The organism is Rubrivirga sp., assembly GCF_049648075.1.
In the GTDB taxonomy this organism is placed as follows: domain Bacteria; phylum Bacteroidota; class Rhodothermia; order Rhodothermales; family Rubricoccaceae; genus Rubrivirga.
Map to the genome: position 1 here is coordinate 1 of NZ_JBARYR010000223.1, position 19,768 is coordinate 19,768.

Genomic DNA, 19,768 nt, shown 5'->3' on the forward strand with positions numbered 1-19,768 from the left:
GTCGAGACGACGCGGCGGGCCGGGGCGTACTTCTTGCGCAGCGCCACCACGATCGGGCTCGCCACGAAGATGGACGAGTAGGTACCGACCGCGATGCCGACCAGGAGGGCCAGCGAGAAGCCGCGGAGGACCTCGCCGCCGATCAGGAACAGCACCAAGACCGCGATCAACGTCGTGCCCGAGGTCAAAATCGTCCTCGACAGCGTCGTGTTGACAGCGCGGTTAGCGGTCTCGGCGTACGGCTCCGTCTTGAAGAGCAAGGCGTACTCTCGGATGCGGTCGAACACGACGACGGTGTCGTTGATCGAGTAACCGACGATCGTCAGCAGTGCTGCGATGATGGCCTGGTCGATCTGCAGTGAGAACGGCGTCACGTTGTGGAACAGCGCGAACAACCCGAGGACGATCGTCACGTCGTGGGCCAGCGTGATCACGGCGGCGACGGCGTAGCGCCAGTCGAAGCGGATAAAGATGTACAACAGGATCACGAACAAGGCGCCGAGCACGAGCACGATGGCCTTCTCCTTCAGGTCCGACGCGATGCGCGGGCCGACGGAGTAGGTCCCGACGACCTCGGGGTTGGCGCCGGCGAACGACGTCTCGATGGTGCTGACGACGTTCGCGAGGAGCTGCTCGGCGTCGCCGCCGGCCGCCGTGCTGACCTGGAGCGTCAGCGGGTCGCCGTACTCCTTGGCCACGAAGATGTCGTCCAGGGCCGAGCTCAGCGTCGAGGCCACCTCGGTCGAGGCGATGGGCTGCTCGGTCTCGATGATGAACTCCGTCCCGCCCTTGAAGTCGATCCCGGCCTCGAGGCCGACGAAGATCAGCGAGAAGATGGCGACCGCGAGCAGGATGCCCGAGATGGTGTAGCTATCCCGGTTGTGACTGAGAAAGTCGAAGTTGGCGTTTTCTAGAATGCGCATGTCTTTAGATGTTCAGGGTTCTCGGTTCAGGGTTCGCGAGGACGCGACCTCGAGGTCGGACGGATCCAACGAGCGGTCGTCGACCTCGAGTCGGAAAGCAGGTGTCGGGGTTGGGCTCGGAGTCCGCGCGGCGAACCCCGAACCCAGAACCCCGAACCGGTCAGCCGAAGGCGACGTCCACGCCGCGCTCGACGACGAGGTAATCGATGAGAAGGCGGGTCACGACGAGCGCCGTGAACAGCGATGTCAGGATGCCGGCCATGAGCGTGACCGCGAAGCCCTGGATCGGCCCGACGCCGAACGAGAACAGGATGACGCCGATCAGGAACGTGGTGATGTTGGCGTCAGCAATAGCAGAGAGCGCCTTGCCGAATCCGCCCTCGATGGCGGCCTTGTTCGTCTTGCCGCTCGCCATCTCCTCACGGATGCGCTCGAAGATGAGCACGTTGGCGTCGACCGCCATACCGATGGTCAGCAGGATGCCCGCCATGCCCGGCAGCGTCAGCGTGGCGCCGAACGAGGCCAGAACGCCGAAGATGAACAGGACGTTCAGCAGCAGCGCGACGCACGCGATCATGCCGGCGGTCCGGTAGTAGAACGCCATGAACACGCAGACGAACGCGAAGCCGATCAGCAAGGCTCGCGTGCCCGCACGGATCGAGGCCGCGCCCAGGCTCGGCCCGACCGTCCGCTCCTCCACGATGGAGACCGGAGCCGGCAAGGCGCCCGACTTCAAGACCGTCACGATGTCGTCGACCTCCTGGCGCGTAAAGCTGCCCGAGATCTGAGTCCGACCGTTCGGGATCCGCTCGTTGATCGTCGGGAACGTGTAGACCAGGTTATCCAAGACGATGACGACGGGCTTCTCACGGTTGGCGCCCGTGATCTGGCTCCAGCGGCTCGCGCCGGCGCCGTCCATCGTGATCGAGACCTGGGGTGCGTTGGTATACGGATCGAAGTCCGGGCCGGCGTCGGTGATGACCTCGCCCGAGAGCTCGACGCGCTCGTTGATCGCGATCAAGTAGTACACGCCCTCGCCGTCGTCCGACACGCCGGCGTCGGGGCCGGCGGTAAACAGCAGCCTCATGCCGCCCGGGATCAGCGCTTGGGCGCCCGGCGCGTTGATGAGCCGGCTCACTTCGGTCGTGTCCCGACCCGAGACGACGCCCGCGATCGGCGAGTTCGGCCCGGGCTGGATCATCTGGAAGACCTCCGCCAACGGGTTCGTGCCCGCCATCGTCGGCTCGTCGGCCGTGATGTCGCCCAAGTCGAGGACGTCGGACGTGTCGGTCGCGACGCTGTCCGTGATGGCGACGGCCTCCGTCGTGTCGGCGTCCGTCGGCTCGACCCCCGCGGCCTCCTCACCTTCCGAGTAGTACTGCAGGAGCGCGGCGGCCGTCTGCTGGATCTCCTCGGTCGGCGGCGACAAGTGGAAGGTCAGCTTGGCCGTGCCCTTCAGGAGCTCGCGGACGCGCTCGGGGTCGTCGATGCCGGCCAGCTCGACGACGATGCGGGACGAGCCCTGACGCTGGATTAGCGGCTCGGTGACGCCGAACCGGTCGACGCGCTGGCGGATGATCTCCTCGGCACGAACGAGAGCTTCCTCGACCTCCTCACGGAGGTAGAGCTCGACGTCGTTGTTCTCGGAGCGTGCCGTGATCTCCGCGTCCGCGTTGCGGAAGTAGCGGGCCAGGCGCGTGCCTTCGCGCTCGTCCTCGATGGCGTCCGCGAACAAGCTCACGTAGTCGTCCCCCGAGGTGACGGCCTCGATGTCGGCGTTGGCGACGGCGGTCGTGAAGGTCTCGTCGGCGCGGTTGCCGGCGAGCTCGGTCAGGAGCGCTCCGGTGCCGACCTCGAGGGTGACGTGCATGCCGCCCTGGAGGTCGAGACCGAGCTTGAGCGCGTCCTCGCGCGTCTCTTGGATGTCGGCGTAGTTCTCAGCCTCGTAGGCCTCGCGCTCCGTCTCCTCCATCGCTTCGAGGTCGCGGTTCTGGAGAGAGTTCTCGATGGTCGGGAACAGCTGCCACATCGAGATGAGGAGCAGCGCTGCGACGCTAAAGATTTTGAATCCGTTTCCTTGCATAGTGTTGGGTGGGCGCACGACGGCGCCGGTGCTCTGGATGCCAAGGCGCACAGGGCGCCGGGGACGCGCCGATCCCCACGGACCGGCGCGATGCGTTCGTCGTCAGGTGGCCCGGAGGCCTGGACCTAGGGGCCTCGCGGCTGGGAGGGCGAGGCGGTCGCACGACCATCCTCATGATCGGCGAGATCGACCGCGAGGGCGGCCGGAACGTCCTCGAGGGCGAACCTTGAGGGCGACGTAGCGAAAGCGGGGGATGCCGACGGCGCCGGACCGGCGATCGCGGCCCGGGCGCGCGTGTCCTCGACGGGCACGGGCGTGACGCCCGACATCGAGGTCGATCCGAGCAGCCGGACGACGGCCTCGGCGGTGACGGCTCCGTCAGTCGCCATCGCGTAGGCCTGGGCGAACGCCTCGACCGGATCGTCGCTGGCGTGGGCGGCCTCGAGGGCGAGCTCGAACGCGGCGACGTCATCGAGGACGGCACGGACGGCGTCGGCACGCGCTCCAGCGACGGCGGTCGGGGCCAGCGTCAGGCCGACACCAGCCACCACTAGGGCAGCCAGGGCGCGGACGAGAGCAGGACGACGAAGCTGGCGCAACGGATGTGCAACGGGGTAGCCCGAAGCTAACCCGCGCACCCGCTTGGTCAGGGTGTACCTGATGGAGCTTCGCTAGCGATTGACAAGAACCGCCCTCGAGGGCGGGCTTACGCCTCGACGGTAACGCCCTTCCAGAACGCGACGTGGTCCTTGATCTCGGACGCCGCGTCCTTTGGCGCGCGGTACACCCAGCCCGCGTTCGCGTTCGTCTCGCCACCGGCCACGACGTTGTAGTAGCCGGCCGTCCCCTTCCACGGACACACGGACGAGTGGTCGCTGTCCTCGAGGGCGTCGCGGTTGAGCGAGTCCGGCGGGAAGTAGTGGTTGCCCTCGACGACGACCGTGTCGTCACTCTCGGCGATGACGGTTCCGTTCCAGATGGCTTTCATGGTGTTCAGGGAGGTGGCGTGTAGTCGGCGTCCTCGAGGACGGTCTTACCCGACGCGCTCGGCACGGACGCCGGCGGTACTCTCGCGGTTGGTGGGCACGACGCAGACACGGTTGTCGCGGAACGGGTCGAGGACGACCGTCAGCCACTGGTACTGCTCGAGGTCGGCGGGCTCGCGGCCGAACCGCTCGGCGACGGCCATTTTTAGAGCGGCATAGGATTCCGGTCCGACCAGGATCGCGCTGGGCTCGGCGCCCTCGTCGCGGAGCGACTGGAGTTGCTGGTCGATGGTCGAGAGCAGGTTGGCGGGGTTCGTCTCGTCGAGGACGGTCATGGGCACAGCGTCGGGGCTCGGTCGTACCGTCGGACCTCGCCCTCGATCCCGACATGCACCACGAGACCGGAACCGCCACGACCGCCGACGACCTCGAGGTCGTCACCCGCTCCTGGACGCCTGACCTCGAGGCGAAGGCGTTCGTCGTGCTGGTTCACGGCGTCCACGAGCACAGCGGCCGCTACGCGGGCGTCGCGAGCGAACTAATGCGCCACGGCGTCGCAGTCCGCGCGCTCGACCTCCGGGGTCACGGGTTGTCGCCTGGCGAGCGCGGCCAGATCGAGACGTTCGGGGACTACCTGATGGACGTCGAGCCCGTGATCCAGTCCGCCCTCGAGGACGCGGCGGGCCGACCGGTCTTTCTAATGGGCCATTCGATGGGTGGCTTGGTCGTCTCGTACCGCACCGTCGAGGTCGGGACCGAGGGGCTAGCGGGGATCGTCCTGTCGTCGCCCGCGCTGTCGGTCGACTCGCCGGCGGTCTTGCGCAAGCTGGCGCCGCTCGTGTCGAAGTGGCTCCCGACGCTGCCCGTCACGCGCGTGGACCTGAGCAAGCTGTCGCGAGACCCGAAGGTGGGACGCGTCTACAAAGAGGACCCGCTGACGACGACGCAGGGCGTGCGGGCTCGGCTCGGTCACGAGATCCTGGGCGCCATCGAGACGGTCCGAGAAAAGCCCGAGGCCTTCGACGTGCCGCTCCTGGTCTATCACGGCACGGCCGACGTGATCACGAACCCCGAGGGCTCGAAGTGGATCACCGACCACGCGTCCTCGGAGGATGTCACGCTCGCGCTCTACGACGGGCTCTACCACGAGACCCACAACGAGCTCGAGCGCAACCAAGTGATCGGAGCGTTGGCAGACTGGATCGAGGCGCGGTCCTAAAACGGTTCGCTAGCGCTCGACGCCCGGAAACGACTCGACGTACTCGATCTTGACGTCCGGGAAGCTGGTGACGAACTCGACGGTGTAGTCCGGGAAGCTTTCGACCATCTCCCATTCTCCCGGGTCGCCTGCGAAGTTGTCCACCAGCTTGACACGGAGATCCGGGAAGCTGGTCACGACCTCGACCTTGCAGTCGGCAAAGCTCTCGACCACTTTGATCTCGCCGTAGAGCTCACCCGGGGGCGGGCAGTCCGACCTCGAGGGCGCGAGCATCGACAGCAAAGCGGGGATCAGCCAGAGGGACGTGGTCATAAAGTGGCCGGGTAATGCTCAGGCCTCTGCCGCGATTTCCGTCCTCGAAGTCACAGCATCGCCCTCGAGGACGAAGAAACTCCGACGGCACGTCGACGACGTCGGACCACGTCCTCGAGGAGGTGCCCACGGCTGGAATCGAACCAGCGACCTGCGGTTTAGGAAACCGACGCTCTATCCCCTGAGCTACGTGGGCGGGGTTAAAAGATAGTCCGGCTGCATCAGGGACCGACAGCACCGCGCCCTCTAGCTTCGGTCTCCATCACCGGCTCACGATGAACGACCGATCCCAACGCGGAGACCGCAAGGCCATTTGGGCCTGGTCCCTGTTCGACTTCGCCAACTCGTCGTTCACCACCCTCGTGGTGACGTTCATCTACGGGACCTACTTCACGGGCTATATGGTGCTGTCGCCGGACGCGACCGGAGCCCTCGTTCCCGACGCCGAGGCCGGGACGGTGCTGTGGTCGAGGGGCGTCACGGTCACCGCGATCCTGGTCGCGCTCCTCTCCCCCATCCTGGGCGCGCTGGCCGACCGAGGAGGAGCGCGGAAACGCCTCATGCTGATGACGACGGTCGCGTGCGTCATCGGAACCGGAATGCTGTTCTTCGCCGAGCCCGGCCAGGCGATGCAGGCGCTCATCTGGTTCGTGATCGCGAACGTGGCGTTCGAGATGGGGATCGTGTTTTACAACGCCTACTTGCCCGACGTCGCGAAGCCGGATCAGATCGGCCGCGTGTCAGGGTACGGGTGGGCGCTCGGCTACGTCGGCGGGTTGCTGTGCCTGGTCGTCGCGCTCGTCGTGTTCGTCCAGGTCGAGACTGCGCCGTTCGGCCTCGATATGTCCACGGGTGAGCACGTGCGCGCCACTAATCTTCTGGTAGCCCTGTGGTTCGCCTTGTTCAGCATCCCGACGTTCCTCGTTCTGAAAGAGGTCAAGGTGACTGACAAGCCAGGGCTCGGAGACCTGGTCCAGTCCAGCTTCGCGCAACTGGCGGAGACGGGTCGGGAGCTCGGACGCTACCGCCAGATCGTCCGCTTGCTCGTCGCGCGGCTGTTCTACAACGACGGACTGGTCACGCTCATCGCGTTCGGCGGCATCTACGCGAGCGGAACGCTTGGCTTTACAATAACGGAAGTTCTTATATTTGGAATCGCGCTCAACGTCGCCGCTGGCTTGGGGGCGTTCGGCTTCGGCTTCTTGGACGATAAGATCGGCGGGCGTCCGGTCCTGTTCATCTCCCTCGCCCTGCTGACCGTCGCCGCGATCCTGGCCGTCGCCACCACGAGCGCGACCGTGTTCTGGATCTCCGGCATCCTGGTCGGCATCGCGATCGGGCCGAACCAGTCGGCCTCGAGGTCGCTGCTCGGCCGGTTCGTGCCGGACGACAAGGAGACTGAGTTCTACGGCTTCTTCGCGTTCTCCGGCAAGGCGACGGCGTTTATCGGCCCCCTCTTGCTCGGCATCCTGACCGACATCTCCGGCTCGCAACGCGTCGGTATCTCGGTCGTCATCGTCCTCTTCGCCATCGGCGCCGTCCTGCTCACGCGAGTCGACGAGGCCGAGGGCATCGCGCTCTCCGGCCGTCCCACGTCATGATCGTATCAGACGTCCTCTCCGTCCTCGACGCCTGGGCACCGCAGGGTCAAAAGGCCGACTTTGACCGGGTCGGGCTGCAAGTCGGCGACCCGAGCGCCGAGGTAAGTCGCGTGTTGGTCGCCCTCGACCTGACGCCGGCCGTCGTCCTCGAGGCCGAGGAGATCGGCGCGCAACTGATCGTGACGCACCACCCGCTGCTGTTCAAGCCGGTCGGTCGCGTGACGGCGACGGATCCCATTGGCTCGCTCGTGTGGCGGCTAGGGCGAGCGGGCGTGAGCTACGCGGCGATCCACACCAACCTCGACGCGGCCCACGGCGGCGTTTCGTTCGCGCTCGCTGAGCAACTTGGCGTCACAGGGGCCGAGATCTTGTCGCCCCTCGAGGGCGTGATGCAAAAGGTGGTCGTGTTCGCACCCGCTGCGGCTGCGAACGCCATCCGAGAGGCGCTGACGGCGTCCGGCGCCGGACAGATCGCCGAGTACGACGCGTGCTCGTTTACCTCGACCGGCACCGGACGTTTCCGACCCTCCGAAGACGCGAACCCGGCCCTCGGAACAGCCGGCGACCTCGAGGCCGTCGACGAGGTCCGCATCGAGGCCGTCGTCCCGACGTGGTCGACCTCGAGGACGTTGCGCGCGGTCCGCAAGGCGCATCCGTATGAGGAGCCGGCCATCGACGTCTACGACATCAAAAACGCGGCGACTCGTCAGGGATACGGAGCCGTCGGCGTCCTCGAGGACGCGGAGCCGCTGCCGCGCTTTCTGGCCCGCGTCCGCGACGCGTTGGGAGCCGGCGCGCTGCGGTACGTCGGGAGCGACGATGCCATGATCCACAGGGTCGCGGTGTGCGGAGGGTCCGGTCTGTCGTTCCTACCCGCCGCGATTCGAGGGGGAGCCGACGCCTTTGTGACGTCGGACGTGACGTACCACCGGTGGTTTGAGGCGCTCGATCACGGGGGCGAGACGCGACTCGCGCTCGTCGATGCGGGCCATTACGAGACCGAAGCGATCACGGAAACGCTGATCGCGGACCACTTGCGCGCGCATCTGGGCGGCCTCGAGGTCGACGTGACGCGGCAGCGGACATCGCCGATGCGGACGTTTGCGGGGTAGCCATTTCAATGAACGGCGAAACGCCGATGCCCTCGAGGTCGAACGTCGCTCTGGCCCCGATGCTCTGAGCGTACCATTTGAGTGGCCATGAAGCGATCTAGCATCAAACCTCATCTCACGCAGCTTTCCGGGAGCGGCACGAGGCTCGGACCAGTGACCGTCGAGAGGATCGTCGACGATCCCGACGCGCCGGGATCGGGTGACGGCGCGACGGGGCCAGCTCGTCATGTTCTGGTCGTACCCGTCGGCGTGACTCAACGTCTCACATGGCAAAGCCACGGAGCTGAACAGCGATCTGAGTTTTCGGATGGGGATTCCATCTTGAACCCGGCTGGCTTGGATACTCGGCCGAGGTGGTCCGGCCCGGTCGAACTTGTTCTTCTTGCAGTCGCACCGTCGACGCTGGACCACGTCGCGGAACAGACCGGGCGATGCTCGAGCGCAGAGCTCGTGCCGAACTACGAGATTCGGGACCCACTGCTTCACCAGTTGGCCCTGACGCTAGCTGCAGAGTTTGAACGGGAGGAGAAGCCGGACCTTCTCTATGCCGAGTCGCTCACGCAGGCTCTCGTCGCCCATCTCGTCAAGGAACACAGCGTCGAGGGGGCACGCACCCTCACGGTCGGTCGGGGTCTCGCAGCCGAAACCCTCCAGCTTGTAACGGACTATGTCAGCGCCCGACTAGCGAGCACGATTACACTCGCCGAGATCGCATCCATCGCGGGATATAGTCCCTCTCACTTTATCGACTTGTTCCGGCGATCGACAGGACAGACCCCACACCAGTACGTCATCGAAAGGCGTATCAGAGAAGCTCAGCGCCTCCTGACTGAGACGGAGGACACGATCGCGACGGTCGCCTACCAGACCGGATTCTCAGACCAGAGCCACCTCACGCGCACGATGCGCCGCCGCCTAGGGATCACGCCCGGCGAACTGCGGGCCACTTGAACGGCACTCGAGGTGCTCGTTTTCGAGAACGCAGCCCGAGGAATGTTCCAAGCCGGCACCTTGTGCAAGACGGGCGCGAGTGACTGGGAATAGGATGTGTCGCGCATAACGCGCGCTCTTCCTTTTTTCTAGTCACACGTCATGGCAGCGCAACCACTCACAGACAAGGTCGCCGTCGTCGCCGGCGGCGCAAACAACCTCGGCGGCCTCATCAGCCGCCAGCTCGCCGAAGGCGGCGCCGACGTCGTCGTTCACTACCACAGCGACGGCTCGAAGGACGACGCCCAGTCGACCGTCCAGGCCGTCAAGGATCTCGGCCGTGACGCCGTCGCCATCCAGAGCGACCTCACGAAACCTAACGCGTGCGCGGCCCTCTTCGACCAGACCGTCGAGCGGTTCGGCCGCGCTGACATCGCCGTCAACACGGCCGGGATGGTCCTCCGCAAGCCCATCGCCGAGACGACCGAGGCCGAGTTCGACACGATGATGGACGTCAACGCGAAGGCCGCCTACTTCTTCATCAAGGAGGCCGGACGGACGCTCCACGACGACGGCACGATCATCACCATCGTGACCTCGCTCCTGGCCGCGTTCACCGACGGGTACTCGACGTACGCCGGCGGGAAGGCGCCCGTCGAGCACTTCACGCGCGCCGCGGCCAAGGAGTTCGGACCGCGCGGGATCTCGGTGACGGCGATCGGCCCCGGCCCGATGGACACCCCGTTCTTTTACGGGCAGGAGACGCCCGAGCGCGTCGAGTACCACAAGTCGCAGGCGATGAACGGCGATCTCACCCAGATCGAGGACATCGTGCCCATCGTCCGCTTCCTAGCAACGGAGGGCTGGTGGATCACCGGCCAGACCATCTTCGCCAACGGAGGCTACACGACGCGCTAGCCGGCGACCGCCCCGGCATCGCACGTCGGCGCCGGCGGCCTCTAACAGGACGGCCCCGGCTCTCCGCCGCGTCTGTCTCCCCCTGTCTATTCTCCTGTACCCATGAGCACCCCCGACCTCCCTGCCCCCGTCGGCGCCTTCGTCGACGCCGTCAACCGCGGCGACACAGATTCCTTCCTCGCCTTCTTTCCTGATGATGGGGTAGTCGACGACTGGGGCCGCCGCTTCGTCGGTCACGACGCGATCCGCGGCTGGAGCGACCGCGAGTTCATCGGCGCCGAGGGTACGATGACGCCCCAAACCGTAGACGTGCGCGGCGACGAGGTCGATGTCCGCGCCGGGTGGGCGAGCACGCACCACAACGGCGACAGCCGGTTCGTCTTCGTCACCGACGGCGATCGCGTCCGCGAGATGCGGATCACGAGCGGATGACGAGTCCCCTCCTCTACGTCGTCGCCCGGGTGTTGATCGCGAGCGTGTTCATCGGGCTCGGTGCCGAGCGGCTCCTGATGGCGGCCGGCGTGATCTCGGGCGGGCCGGTCAGTGCCGGGACCGTCGTGTTCTCGGCCTTCGAGCTGGTCGCCGGGCTCGCGATCGCGTTCGGGTGGCAGGTGACGTGGGTGTCGCTCATTATGGCCGCCTTCCTGGTCGTTGACGCGTTCGCCTCGCACCCGTTCTGGGCCGTCGAGGCCGCCGAGCGACATGGCCAAGTGCTCCACTTCCTCAAGAACCTCGCGGCCATCGGCGGCCTCCTCTTGCTGGCCTGGGTCGGCGACGTCACCGACCGCCCACGGAACGGCGCGCAGACGCCTGTCGCTCCCGTTGCCCCCTCGTCACCGGCCCCTCGTTAGACCTTGTCTTTGCTCGCCCGACTCGCACCGACCGCCGCTCTCCGAGCGCCCGGAGAGCCCCGTGTGTCCAACATGGAGCTGTTCTTCGACCTGGTGTACGTCTTCTCGATCATCCAGCTCTCGCACTACCTCCTGGCCCACCTCTCCCCGCTCGGGGCGCTCCAGGCTGCGACGGTCTTCGCGGCGGTGTGGTGGGCGTGGAACTACACAGCCTGGGCGACGAACTGGCTCGACCCCGACCACCCGGCTGGCCGAACCCTCGTCGCCTTCCTCATGGGGTGCGCGCTCCTAATGGCCGCGGCGATCCCGACGGCGTTCACGACCGGGGCACCCCTTTTCGTCGGGGCCTACGTGACGATGGCTCTCGTGCGGGCGTTCTATATGGCGGCCGTCTTTCGAGGTCAGCAGATGAGCCAGAACTACGCCCAGCTCGGCGTCTGGAGCACGGTCTCGGCCGGCTTCTGGATCGCGGGCGTGTTCCTGCCCGAGCTCCGAACGGGGCTGTGGATCGCGGCCGTCGTGATCGACTACGCAGCGCCGTTCGTCGGCTTCTGGGTGCCGGGCGCTGGGCCGACTCCGATGGAGTCGTGGCCGCTCGCGGGGCTCCACCTGCTAGAGCGGAACCAACTCGTGTTCATCATCGCGCTCGGCGAGTCGATCCTGCTCCTGGGCGGGACGCTCGTCGGGACGTCGCTCGGTCTGCCGTACCTCGGCGCCGCCGCGCTCGGGTTCTCGATCATCATTGCGATGTGGTGGCTCTACTTCGTCCGCACGACCGAGCGGGGCGAACACGCCTTCGAGCACGACCCGGCCAACGCCGCGCGGCTCGCTCGGGCTGGCCTCGCATACTCCCACGGCATCATGGTTTGCGGAGCGATCGTGGTCGCCGTCGGGATCGAGATGATCATCGCCCATCCGTACGACGCTGTCTACCTCTCGACCGTCCTTGTGGCGACGGTCGGGCCGTCGCTCTATCTCGTTGGGAGCGCGCTCTTCGAGAGGTCGGTGACGGGGAGCCTGCCCGTCGGTCATCTCCTGGCGCTGCCAGCGCTGGCGGCTGTCGGCGGCGCGGTCCTGCTGGCGCACGCCTCAGGCGTCGTGCTCGGAGCGGCGGTCCTCGCGGTCCTGGTGGTGCTCAATGTCGTCGCGACCTCTCAGGGCCACGACGACGCGCCAACTTCATCCGCGCGTCCATCGGTGGTGCCAGAGCACGTCTCGTGACGCCGGCGGAGTCCGTGCTAGATCGGTTCGGCGACACTCACAAAGCAGCGCTCCTGCTCGCGGGACTCGTCGTCCACAACCTCGTATACCCGCTCTCGGGAGCGGGAGGCATATGGCCGGCCGCGTTCTACGCCTTCTTTGCGAGCCTCTTTGTGACGGCCGTGTTCGGGATGACGCGGAGCCGTTGGGCACGTGCGAGTATCGCCGCAACGGGACTGGCCGTGCTCGCGGCCGGGCTAGCGAACTCGTACGCCCCGGGCTCGCTCACGCCGGCCGCTCTGTTTGTGAGCGTGATCGCCTACCACGCCGTCGCGATCGCCGTGCTGGCGCGCTACGTCTTCCAGGCTGAGCAGGTGTTCACCGAGGTCGTCTTGGCGGCGACGTCGCTCTACCTCGTCATCGGGTCCGTGTTCACGGCCATCTTCGGCCTGATCGAATGGCTCGCGCCGGGCTCGTTCGCGTCAGCCTCGGGGGCGGGCGTCGAGTGGCAGGAGTTTCTCTACTTCAGCTACGTCACGTTAACGTCGCTCGGCTACGGCGACATCTTGCCCGTGGGGTACTACGCGCAAGCGTTCGCGGCCTTCGAGGCCGTCGTCGGCGTGCTCTACACAGTCGTGCTCTTGTCGCGGCTCGTCAGCATGTACCAAACGCGGTAGAGGTGACTTTGCGAGGTTAGCGAAACGCCGTAAGCGTCTCGAATCGGAAGTCGGAACACGCGTCCTCGAGGACGCCCCGAGCCGCGATTTCGCGTCGCTCTCAAAACCCCAGGCCCTTCCAGGGGTTAGCCTGACTGACTTCCCCTCCGACCCGCACGCATGGCGACCGAAACGACCACGATCGAGGACCAGCTCCGCGCCCTCGTTCGCCTCCAGATCATCGACTCCAAGATCGACCAGCTCACCAAGCTCCGTGGCGACCTGCCGGACGAGATCCGCGACCTCGAGGACGAGCGCGTCGGTCTTCAGACTCGGCTCGGCAAGATCGACCAGGACAAGAAGGAGGCCGAGGTCCAGAAGAAGAAGCTCAAGCTGGACATCGCCGAGTCCGAGGGCCTGATCCGCAAGTACGAGGAGCAGCAGCTCCAGGTGCGCAACAACCGCGAGTACGACGCGCTCACCAAGGAGATCGAGGCGCACCGCCAACGGATCCAGACGGCCTACGAGGAGATCGAGCGCTACGACAACCTCGAGGACGACACGGCCGAGACCGTCGACGGCGCCGACGACGCGCTCAAGGACCTGGAGGCCCGGATCCAGGAGAAGCAGGTCGAGCTCGAGAAGGTGGTCGAGGAGACCAAGTCGGAGCAGGGCCAGTTCGAGAAGCAGCGGTCCAAGGCCGCCAAGAACATCGACGACCGTTACTTGCGCGCCTACGAGCGCCTCAGGACGCGCGTCCGCGATGGCCGCGCCGTCGTCCCCATCGAGCGCGGCGCCGCGGCCGGCTTCATGGTGCCACCGCAGCGCCAGGTCGAGGTCCGCCAGCGGGACCGGATCATCGTCTCGGAGCACGACGGCCGCATCATCGTCGACGACGCGCTCTTCCAGGAGGCCGCGGCCTCCTAGGCTCGTCTCCGACGAACTCACACGACCTTGAGCGGGCGGCGGGTGCAGATCCCGCCGTCCGCTCGTTGTTTACGGGCGCGTCGGCCGGACCGTCGCCTCGGGATCGACCGCTTGCGGTCCTCGCTCCGGGGAGGAACGTCCGGACACCGCAGGGCACCGCGCTTCCTAACAGGAAGGCGCCGACCGCGAGGTCGGTGACGGCACGTGCAGCAGAGAACAGACCAGCCGATGGACCTCGGATCGGTAACGGTCCGGCAGTCACAGGTGATGGGTGAAACGGTGGGGTAAGAGCCCACCAGCGCGGGCGGCGACGTCTGCGGCTAGGCAAACCCCGTGGGGTGCAAGGTCACGCAGCGTCCGCCCTCTTCGGAGGAAAGAGTGCCCGCTCGAGGACGCGGGTAGACCGCTCGAGGCCGTCGGCGACGACGGTCCCAGATAGATGACGGTCCACCGTCGCCGCGCGACTCGGCGGCGGGGACAGAATCCGGCGTACAGGCCGGCGCGCGTCGCAGGCCCCGTCTCATTCGTGAGGCGGGGCTTTTTCGTCCTCGAGGACGCAGGTGGCTCTTTGGAGGTGGGCACGCCGGAATGACCCGGCCGAACACAGACGTGTCCGCGGTAAGCGTGCAACAGCGGGCTACATGGCGTCTTTTCCCATCCTAGTGACGAACCCGAGCGGAGTACCGGCGGGGTCCTCGACGTATGCCACCGTCTGTCCACACGGCATCTCCCGTGGTGCTGTGACAGGACGCCCCCCTGCGGCTACAGCCCGGTCGAACGCCGCTTAAACGTCGGCGGCGTAGAAGGCCAGTTCGGCCCCCGACACCCGGCCGTCTTCGGGCTTGGGATAAGAATCTCTCATCATGAGGCTACCGGCCGCGTGGGAGGCCACCGAGATCCGGCCGTCGCTGCCGAGTTCAGCGGACCCATTCTCCTCGTCGTAGAGACGGGGCTCCAGGCTGAGCGCGTGACGGTAGAACTCGACCTCTTGGGCGACATCATTGACGTAGAGCACCGTCGTTGCAAGAGGCGTGTGAGTGTCAGTCATCGTGACGAGTCGCTGATGGTTAGGAGCCACGGAACCAACAATTCAGCCGGCCTCGAGGTCGGCTTAAGCGGTCAGATTCGTCAGCATACGCGACGACATTCGGCACAAGACGCAGATACGCTCCCATCGCAGCACTAGGCCTGGCAACCAAAAGAGAAGCCGCGCCCTCGAGGACGCGGCTTCGCAAACGGAATCGACCTCGAGGTCGCTACTCGGCCGGTACGATCGGCTCGGCCGCGGGCGCGTCGCCCTCGAGGCCGCCGTTGATCGGGGCCTCGATCGGGGCCGGAGCGCCGGCCGGGAGCTCGTCGGCGCGATCCTGAAGGATGCTGCTGCCGCCGCCCGCGCGCGGGATGAAGAAGGTGGTCATGACGCACAGCGCCAGAAAAGTCCAGCCCAGCGTCCAGGTCGCCTTCTCCAGAAAGTCCGGGGCCTGGCGAGCGCCCAGGATCTGCGTCGTCTGGCCGCCGGCGGCGATGCCGGCCAGGCCTCCGCCCTTCCCGCTCTGGAGCAGGACGACGAGCGCCATCAGCAAGGCGACAACGAGGATGAGGATGATCAAGAAGTAGAACATGATTCTGGCGCGGAGTCCGGCGAAGCTAGCCCCCCCACGACAGAAGACGCCCGCTCAACCTCCGTGAAGACGCTCGTCCTCAAGGGCAGCGGCGGCGACCAAGAGCGCGACGCACGACTTGGCGTCCTCGATCTCACCGCGCTGTGCCTTGCGGACCGCCTCCTCGAGGGCGAGCCAAAACGGCTCCACGAACTCGTCGTCGTCGGTGTGGACCTCCACGGCCTCGAGGTCGCGGGCCAAGAAGAGTGCGATCCACTCGTCGGAGTACCCGATCGCGGGATACGTGGTGCCGATTCGCTTCCAGGACGAGGCCTCGAGGCCCACTTCTTCGGCCAGCTCTCGCTTGGCGGCCACGAGAGGATCTTCGCCCCCATGATCGAGCTTCCCGGCCGGCACCTCCCAGAAGACGCGCTTCGGGCCGAACCGGAACTGCCGGATTAGGATCACACGATCGTTGTCGTCGACGGCGACCACGGCCGAGGCGCCGGGGTGCTTGATCCACTCCCGACCGGACTCTTGGCCGTTCGGCAGACGTACGCGGTCGCGGCGGACGTCGAGCAGGACGCCGTCGTAGACCTGCTCCGTGTCGATCGAGCGTTCTTCCAGGTCCACTACGTCAGGTGTAAGGCGCGGCTGGCCGCGATTTTCAACGGATCCACCGCCGGGGCGAGCGGCGGCGTGTACAACAGGTCGATGTCCTCGGCGAGCTCTCGAGCGGTCGCTTTCGACTGCACCAACGGAGCCAGGACGTTCGCCCTCAGCGCCGCGCCCTCGGCTCCCACGAGTTGGCCGCCCAGAATCCGCCCCGACCCTTTCTCGACAACCAACCGGACATCGATCGGTTTCGAGTCCTCGAAGGCGCCTGTCCGGCTCTTGTGCCGGATGTCCGCGGCGACGGCATCGATCCCCGCGTCTTGGGCCTGCGACAATGACAGGCCGACTGACCCGACCTCGATGCCGAACGCGAGCACCGCGACGGAACCGGCAAACGGCCTGAACCGATCGGCCGGCGTCATCGAGGTCGCGTTGCGAGCGGCCACGCGGGCCGTGCGCCGAGCCGTCGTCGCGAGGGGCCAGAGCACGCGCTGGCCATCAGGCGCTCGAGGGATCTCGACCACGTCGCCGCACGCCCACACCCTCTGCGACGACGTCCGCATGTGGTCGTCAACCTCGAGGCCGCCCTGCGAGCCGAGCTTGAGACCTGCCGCCTTCGCGAGCTCGGTCCGCGGTTCGATGCCGACCGACGCGATCACCATCTGGCACCCGATGATCTCGCCTGCGTCCGTGCGCACGGCCGTGACGCGGCCGTCGCCCGACGCCACGACCTCCGTGACACGCTCCGGCCGTACCGTGACGCCGGCCTCGAGGACGGCGTCGTTCAGCAAGTCGCTCGCTTCGCAGGCGACGGTCGAGTTGAGCACGCGACCGCTCGGGTCGAGAATCGTCGCACGGATTCCCCGGTCGCGCATCGCCTCCGCGGCCTCGAGGCCGACGTAGCCGCCGCCCACGACCACGACGTGCCGGACAGGCTCGGTCTCGAGCCACCGCTCGATCTGCTCCTTGTCGACCAGATCCCGCAGCTCGAACACGCCCGCCGCGTCTTCGCCATCGACCTCGAGGCGGCGTGCCTTGGCGCCCGTCGCCAGAATCACCCTATCGAACCGCTCCTCGCGCGTCGCGCCGAACTCGAGAGCATCGACGGTCAGCGTTCCCGTCCGGGCATCGAGGGCGGTGACGCGGTGATGGACAAAGACGTCGACGCCGCGCGACCGCTTCATCTCTTCGGGCGTGACCACGACCAGGTCGGCGTCGGGCGTGAGCCGGCCGCCGAGCGCGTACGGCAACTCGCACGTCCCAACGGAGATGTGCGGCCCCGCTTCGTACATCACGACCTGGGCGTCGGGGGCGCGCCGGGCGGCTTCGGCGGCGGCGGCGGGACCCGCGGCGAGTCCACCGATGACTGCGATCCTCATCAGGCCTCGAGGTCGGCGAAGGAGTCGGTCACGGCGTCGTGGGGGGCGTTGTCGGGGTGGTCGTGCGAGGCCGGCTCGAGGTGACTCGTGACCTGGACCCGGCTGTCGGGGAAGATCGCCTGTTGAGCGAGCTCCACCTGCGTCGCGCGTTCATGGGCCTCGACGAGCCGGAGGTGATCGGGCAGGAGCAGGTGCTGCTCGATCCAAACCTGGTCGTTGACGCGGCGGTGGCGGACGTGGTGGAATCCCTGGATGGTCCCGTCCTCGAGGGCGCGGTCCAGCACCTCGATCACCTGGCGTGTCGCCTCGGGGTCCGCCGTTTCCATCAACCCTCCGTAGGCCTCTCGGATCAGCCGGCCGCTCGTCCACAAGATGTTGACGCCGACCAAGAGCGCGACGACGGGATCGAGCCAGACCAAGTCGGTGAGCCACACCAGGCCGATCCCGACGAGCACGCCCAGGCTCGTCCACATGTCCGTCAGCACGTGGTGGCCGTTGGCGACCAAGACGATGGCGTTGGTCTGCCGCCCGATGCGCACGAGTGACAGACCCAACACCAGGTTGACGAGCGCGAGCCCACCCGTGATGAGCAACCCGATCCCGATCTGCTGGATCTCGGGGCCGCGGACGAGATCGATGGTGGCGGTCCACACGATCCCGATCGCCGCGAGCAAGATCAACGCGCCCTCGACGCCGGACGAGAAGTAGGCAATCTTGCCGTGCCCGTACGGATGCGACGCGTCCGGCGGCTGGGCCGCGTACCACAGGCTGAACCCCGCCATCGCCGTCGCCGCAAGGTGGACGACCGACTCGAGAGCGTCGGAGAGAATGGCCGTCGATCCTGTGAGGCGCCACGCAACCCCTTTCCCGACTAGCATGAGGACGGCCACGACCAAGCTGGCCGTCATCGCGATCCGTTGCTGCGACCGCGGATCGATCGAGGACGGATCGCCCTCGAGGTCGTGCGCGTGCGCGCCAGGTCCGTGCGTGTGCATCAGCATGAGTGTGGGACCCGACTCGCAGGTGCGAGTTTCCCACCGCCCTCCCCGCTCCCCATGACCCTCGACCACATCGGAATCGCGATCCGCCCCGAACACGCGGCGCTTTACAAACGGCTGCTGTCCTCGACGCCGTACAAAGCCGAGACCGTCGAGCGGGAGGGCGTCCGCACGCTGTTTTTCGGCGACGGCGGCCTCGAGGGCGTGGCGCCCAAGCTGGAGCTGCTCGAGGCCACGCGCGACGCATCGCCGGTCGCGACGTTCCTCGACAAGCGCGGCCCCGGCGTCCACCACCTCGCCTTCGAGGTGCCCGACCTCGAGGCCGAGATGGAGCGTGTCCGCGACCTGGGGATCCGCCTGCTGGCCGACGCGCCCAAGCCGGGCGCCGACGGCAAGCAGATCGTGTTCCTCCATCCGAAGGACACGGCGGGAGTATTGATCGAGCTCGTCCAGTCTGTGCGGAAGGCCCCAGAGTGGGTCGAGATCTCGACACCTGGCGGCCTTCTTGCCGTCCAGGTCTCCGGCCCTGCCGACGCCCCTCCCCTGCTCGTGCTGCACGGCGCGCTCGGCTCCACGGAGCTCGAGACCGACCGGCTCATCCGGGTCTGGGAAAAGACGTTCCGCGTCTACGGTCTCGACTTTAGCGGTCACGGCCGAAGCGCCGACCTCGAGATCGAGACGCCCGGCTGGCAGACGTACGTAGACGATGCAATAACGGCTTGCGACGAACTCGGCCTCGAGGCCGCCTCGGTCTTCGGCTTTTCGATGGGCGCCGCCGTCGGACTGGGGCTCGCGTGCCAGCGACCGGACCTCGTGGGTCGGCTCGCCAGCCACGGCGCCAACGTCCAGTGGACCGACCTCGAGGTCGAGGCCATGGTCGGGCCGATGCTCGCCCTCGAGGACGAGACCTCGTTCTGGGCACGGCGTCTCGAGGACGTGCACGGGAGCGGGTGGCGCCGACTCGTCGAGTCGACCGTCGCGTTTACCCGTGCGTTGCCCAACGCGCACCTGAGCGACGACGAGCTGTCCCAGATCGAATGCCCCGTCCTGATCTCCCACGGCGATTCCGATCGATTCTTCAATGTCGAGCACGCCCTCACCCTTCGCCGCTCGATCCCGGACTCGAGGCTGTGGGTCATCCCCGGCCTCGACCACCCGATCCAAGGCGTCGAGGTCGAAGCGTTCGCCTCGGCAGTTGGCGCGTTTCTCGCGGGGTAGCGCTCTCGAGACGCCGACCTCGAGGACGTCTAGAACCGGACGCGGATGCCGGTCGTCAGCGGGGCGTAGGGCGCCAAGTAGCTGCCCCGTCCTTCCAAACGCGTGTCCCCGACGAGCGGGAACCCCAGGGCGAGGGGGACCGAGATATCCGCGCCCAGAAGGCGGAAGCGGACGTCGAGGCCCGCCACCGCTCCGGCCTCGGCGCACCGTCCGCCGGGGCCGACGCCACCGTTGAAGCC

The 19,768-nt window shown here is 67.0% G+C and carries 23 protein-coding genes, 1 tRNA gene and 1 other RNA gene; 12 read left to right on the top strand and 13 right to left on the bottom strand.

Annotated elements, in window-relative coordinates; genetic code table 11:
• The 5 genes from secF to WBA11_RS06470 all read right to left on the bottom strand — a co-directional run.
• The coding region (gene secF / locus WBA11_RS06450) for a protein translocase subunit SecF (protein WP_424519884.1) at nucleotides 1-923 on the bottom strand (923 nt) is incomplete at its 3' end.
• Nucleotides 924-1,083: 160 nt separating this feature from the next.
• Nucleotides 1,084-3,006, bottom strand: coding sequence for a protein translocase subunit SecD (secD, locus tag WBA11_RS06455; protein ID WP_424519885.1), 1,923 nt, complete (start codon nucleotides 3,004-3,006; stop codon nucleotides 1,084-1,086).
• Nucleotides 3,007-3,131: 125 nt separating this feature from the next.
• Nucleotides 3,132-3,644: a hypothetical protein gene (locus WBA11_RS06460; protein WP_424519886.1), complete on the bottom strand. Its 513-nt coding sequence runs from the start codon at nucleotides 3,642-3,644 to the stop codon at nucleotides 3,132-3,134.
• Between the two features lie 68 nt (nucleotides 3,645-3,712).
• Nucleotides 3,713-3,994 (bottom strand): DUF427 domain-containing protein, encoded by a 282-nt coding sequence (locus WBA11_RS06465; protein WP_424519887.1) that lies wholly within the window; start codon nucleotides 3,992-3,994, stop codon nucleotides 3,713-3,715.
• Nucleotides 3,995-4,039: 45 nt separating this feature from the next.
• Nucleotides 4,040-4,327, bottom strand: coding sequence for a family 4C encapsulin nanocompartment shell protein (locus WBA11_RS06470; protein ID WP_424519888.1), 288 nt, complete (start codon nucleotides 4,325-4,327; stop codon nucleotides 4,040-4,042).
• Nucleotides 4,328-4,380: 53 nt separating this feature from the next.
• Here WBA11_RS06470 and WBA11_RS06475 point away from each other — a divergent pair, with 53 nt between their 5' ends.
• Nucleotides 4,381-5,211 carry a lysophospholipase gene (locus WBA11_RS06475; protein ID WP_424519889.1) on the top strand — a complete coding sequence of 277 codons (831 nt, stop codon included), beginning with the start codon at nucleotides 4,381-4,383 and terminating at the stop codon, nucleotides 5,209-5,211.
• 9 nt (nucleotides 5,212-5,220) lie between these two features.
• Here the strand turns inward: WBA11_RS06475 and WBA11_RS06480 are convergent, their stop codons facing one another.
• Together WBA11_RS06480 and WBA11_RS06485 are read right to left on the bottom strand one after the other, a co-directional pair.
• Nucleotides 5,221-5,523: a hypothetical protein gene (locus WBA11_RS06480; protein ID WP_424519890.1), complete on the bottom strand. Its 303-nt coding sequence runs from the start codon at nucleotides 5,521-5,523 to the stop codon at nucleotides 5,221-5,223.
• Between the two features lie 123 nt (nucleotides 5,524-5,646).
• A tRNA-Arg gene (locus WBA11_RS06485) sits at nucleotides 5,647-5,719 on the bottom strand.
• A 79-nt stretch (nucleotides 5,720-5,798) separates the two neighbouring features.
• Between WBA11_RS06485 and WBA11_RS06490 the strand changes: the two genes are divergently transcribed.
• The 10 genes from WBA11_RS06490 (at nucleotide 5,799) to rnpB (ending at nucleotide 14,226) form a co-directional block, all read left to right on the top strand.
• A complete protein-coding gene (locus WBA11_RS06490) occupies nucleotides 5,799-7,124 on the top strand; it encodes an MFS transporter (RefSeq protein ID WP_424519891.1) in 1,326 nt (441 codons plus the stop codon).
• Nucleotides 7,121-8,236: a Nif3-like dinuclear metal center hexameric protein gene (locus tag WBA11_RS06495; protein WP_424519892.1), complete on the top strand. Its 1,116-nt coding sequence runs from the start codon at nucleotides 7,121-7,123 to the stop codon at nucleotides 8,234-8,236. Before WBA11_RS06490 ends, WBA11_RS06495 begins: the two co-directional genes overlap by 4 nt.
• Before the next feature lie 87 nt (nucleotides 8,237-8,323).
• Entirely contained in the window at nucleotides 8,324-9,187 is an 864-nt protein-coding gene (locus WBA11_RS06500; protein ID WP_424519893.1) for a helix-turn-helix transcriptional regulator, read from the top strand.
• A 141-nt stretch (nucleotides 9,188-9,328) separates the two neighbouring features.
• On the top strand, nucleotides 9,329-10,084 hold the full coding sequence (locus WBA11_RS06505) for an SDR family oxidoreductase (protein WP_424519894.1): 756 nt from the start codon (nucleotides 9,329-9,331) through the stop codon (nucleotides 10,082-10,084).
• Nucleotides 10,085-10,186: 102 nt separating this feature from the next.
• The gene (locus WBA11_RS06510; RefSeq protein ID WP_424519895.1) at nucleotides 10,187-10,516 is read left to right on the top strand and encodes a nuclear transport factor 2 family protein; all 330 of its coding nucleotides are present in this window, start codon (nucleotides 10,187-10,189) and stop codon (nucleotides 10,514-10,516) included.
• Nucleotides 10,513-10,935, top strand: coding sequence for a DoxX family protein (locus WBA11_RS06515; protein ID WP_424519896.1), 423 nt, complete (start codon nucleotides 10,513-10,515; stop codon nucleotides 10,933-10,935). The genes WBA11_RS06510 and WBA11_RS06515 overlap by 4 nt, the downstream gene beginning before the upstream one ends.
• A 3-nt stretch (nucleotides 10,936-10,938) precedes the next feature.
• Entirely contained in the window at nucleotides 10,939-12,156 is a 1,218-nt protein-coding gene (locus tag WBA11_RS06520; protein ID WP_424519897.1) for a low temperature requirement protein A, read from the top strand.
• Nucleotides 12,157-12,170: 14 nt separating this feature from the next.
• Nucleotides 12,171-12,812: a potassium channel family protein gene (locus WBA11_RS06525; RefSeq protein WP_424519898.1), complete on the top strand. Its 642-nt coding sequence runs from the start codon at nucleotides 12,171-12,173 to the stop codon at nucleotides 12,810-12,812.
• Between the two features lie 159 nt (nucleotides 12,813-12,971).
• The gene (locus tag WBA11_RS06530) at nucleotides 12,972-13,718 is read left to right on the top strand and encodes a zinc ribbon domain-containing protein (RefSeq protein ID WP_424519899.1); all 747 of its coding nucleotides are present in this window, start codon (nucleotides 12,972-12,974) and stop codon (nucleotides 13,716-13,718) included.
• A 76-nt stretch (nucleotides 13,719-13,794) separates the two neighbouring features.
• An RNA gene (gene rnpB, locus WBA11_RS06535) (RNase P RNA component class A) lies at nucleotides 13,795-14,226 on the top strand.
• A 276-nt stretch (nucleotides 14,227-14,502) separates the two neighbouring features.
• On the opposite strand, the gene WBA11_RS06540 is transcribed toward rnpB, so the two are convergent.
• From WBA11_RS06540 to WBA11_RS06560, 5 genes are all read right to left on the bottom strand, one after another.
• Nucleotides 14,503-14,766, bottom strand: coding sequence for a hypothetical protein (locus WBA11_RS06540; RefSeq protein ID WP_424519900.1), 264 nt, complete (start codon nucleotides 14,764-14,766; stop codon nucleotides 14,503-14,505).
• A 208-nt stretch (nucleotides 14,767-14,974) separates the two neighbouring features.
• Nucleotides 14,975-15,340 carry a preprotein translocase subunit SecG gene (gene secG / locus WBA11_RS06545; RefSeq protein WP_424519901.1) on the bottom strand — a complete coding sequence of 122 codons (366 nt, stop codon included), beginning with the start codon at nucleotides 15,338-15,340 and terminating at the stop codon, nucleotides 14,975-14,977.
• 54 nt (nucleotides 15,341-15,394) lie between these two features.
• Entirely contained in the window at nucleotides 15,395-15,952 is a 558-nt protein-coding gene (locus tag WBA11_RS06550; RefSeq protein WP_424519902.1) for an NUDIX domain-containing protein, read from the bottom strand.
• Nucleotides 15,952-17,313 carry an FAD-dependent oxidoreductase gene (locus tag WBA11_RS06555; RefSeq protein WP_424519903.1) on the bottom strand — a complete coding sequence of 454 codons (1,362 nt, stop codon included), beginning with the start codon at nucleotides 17,311-17,313 and terminating at the stop codon, nucleotides 15,952-15,954. The genes WBA11_RS06550 and WBA11_RS06555 overlap by 1 nt, the downstream gene beginning before the upstream one ends.
• Nucleotides 17,313-18,308 carry a cation diffusion facilitator family transporter gene (locus WBA11_RS06560; protein ID WP_424519904.1) on the bottom strand — a complete coding sequence of 332 codons (996 nt, stop codon included), beginning with the start codon at nucleotides 18,306-18,308 and terminating at the stop codon, nucleotides 17,313-17,315. Before WBA11_RS06560 ends, WBA11_RS06555 begins: the two co-directional genes overlap by 1 nt.
• 60 nt (nucleotides 18,309-18,368) lie before the next feature.
• Here WBA11_RS06560 and WBA11_RS06565 point away from each other — a divergent pair, with 60 nt between their 5' ends.
• A complete protein-coding gene (locus WBA11_RS06565) occupies nucleotides 18,369-19,529 on the top strand; it encodes an alpha/beta fold hydrolase (protein ID WP_424519905.1) in 1,161 nt (386 codons plus the stop codon).
• 29 nt (nucleotides 19,530-19,558) lie between these two features.
• Here the strand turns inward: WBA11_RS06565 and WBA11_RS06570 are convergent.
• Nucleotides 19,559-19,768 (bottom strand): hypothetical protein (locus tag WBA11_RS06570; RefSeq protein WP_424519906.1); only part of this gene is annotated, 210 nt, incomplete at its 5' end.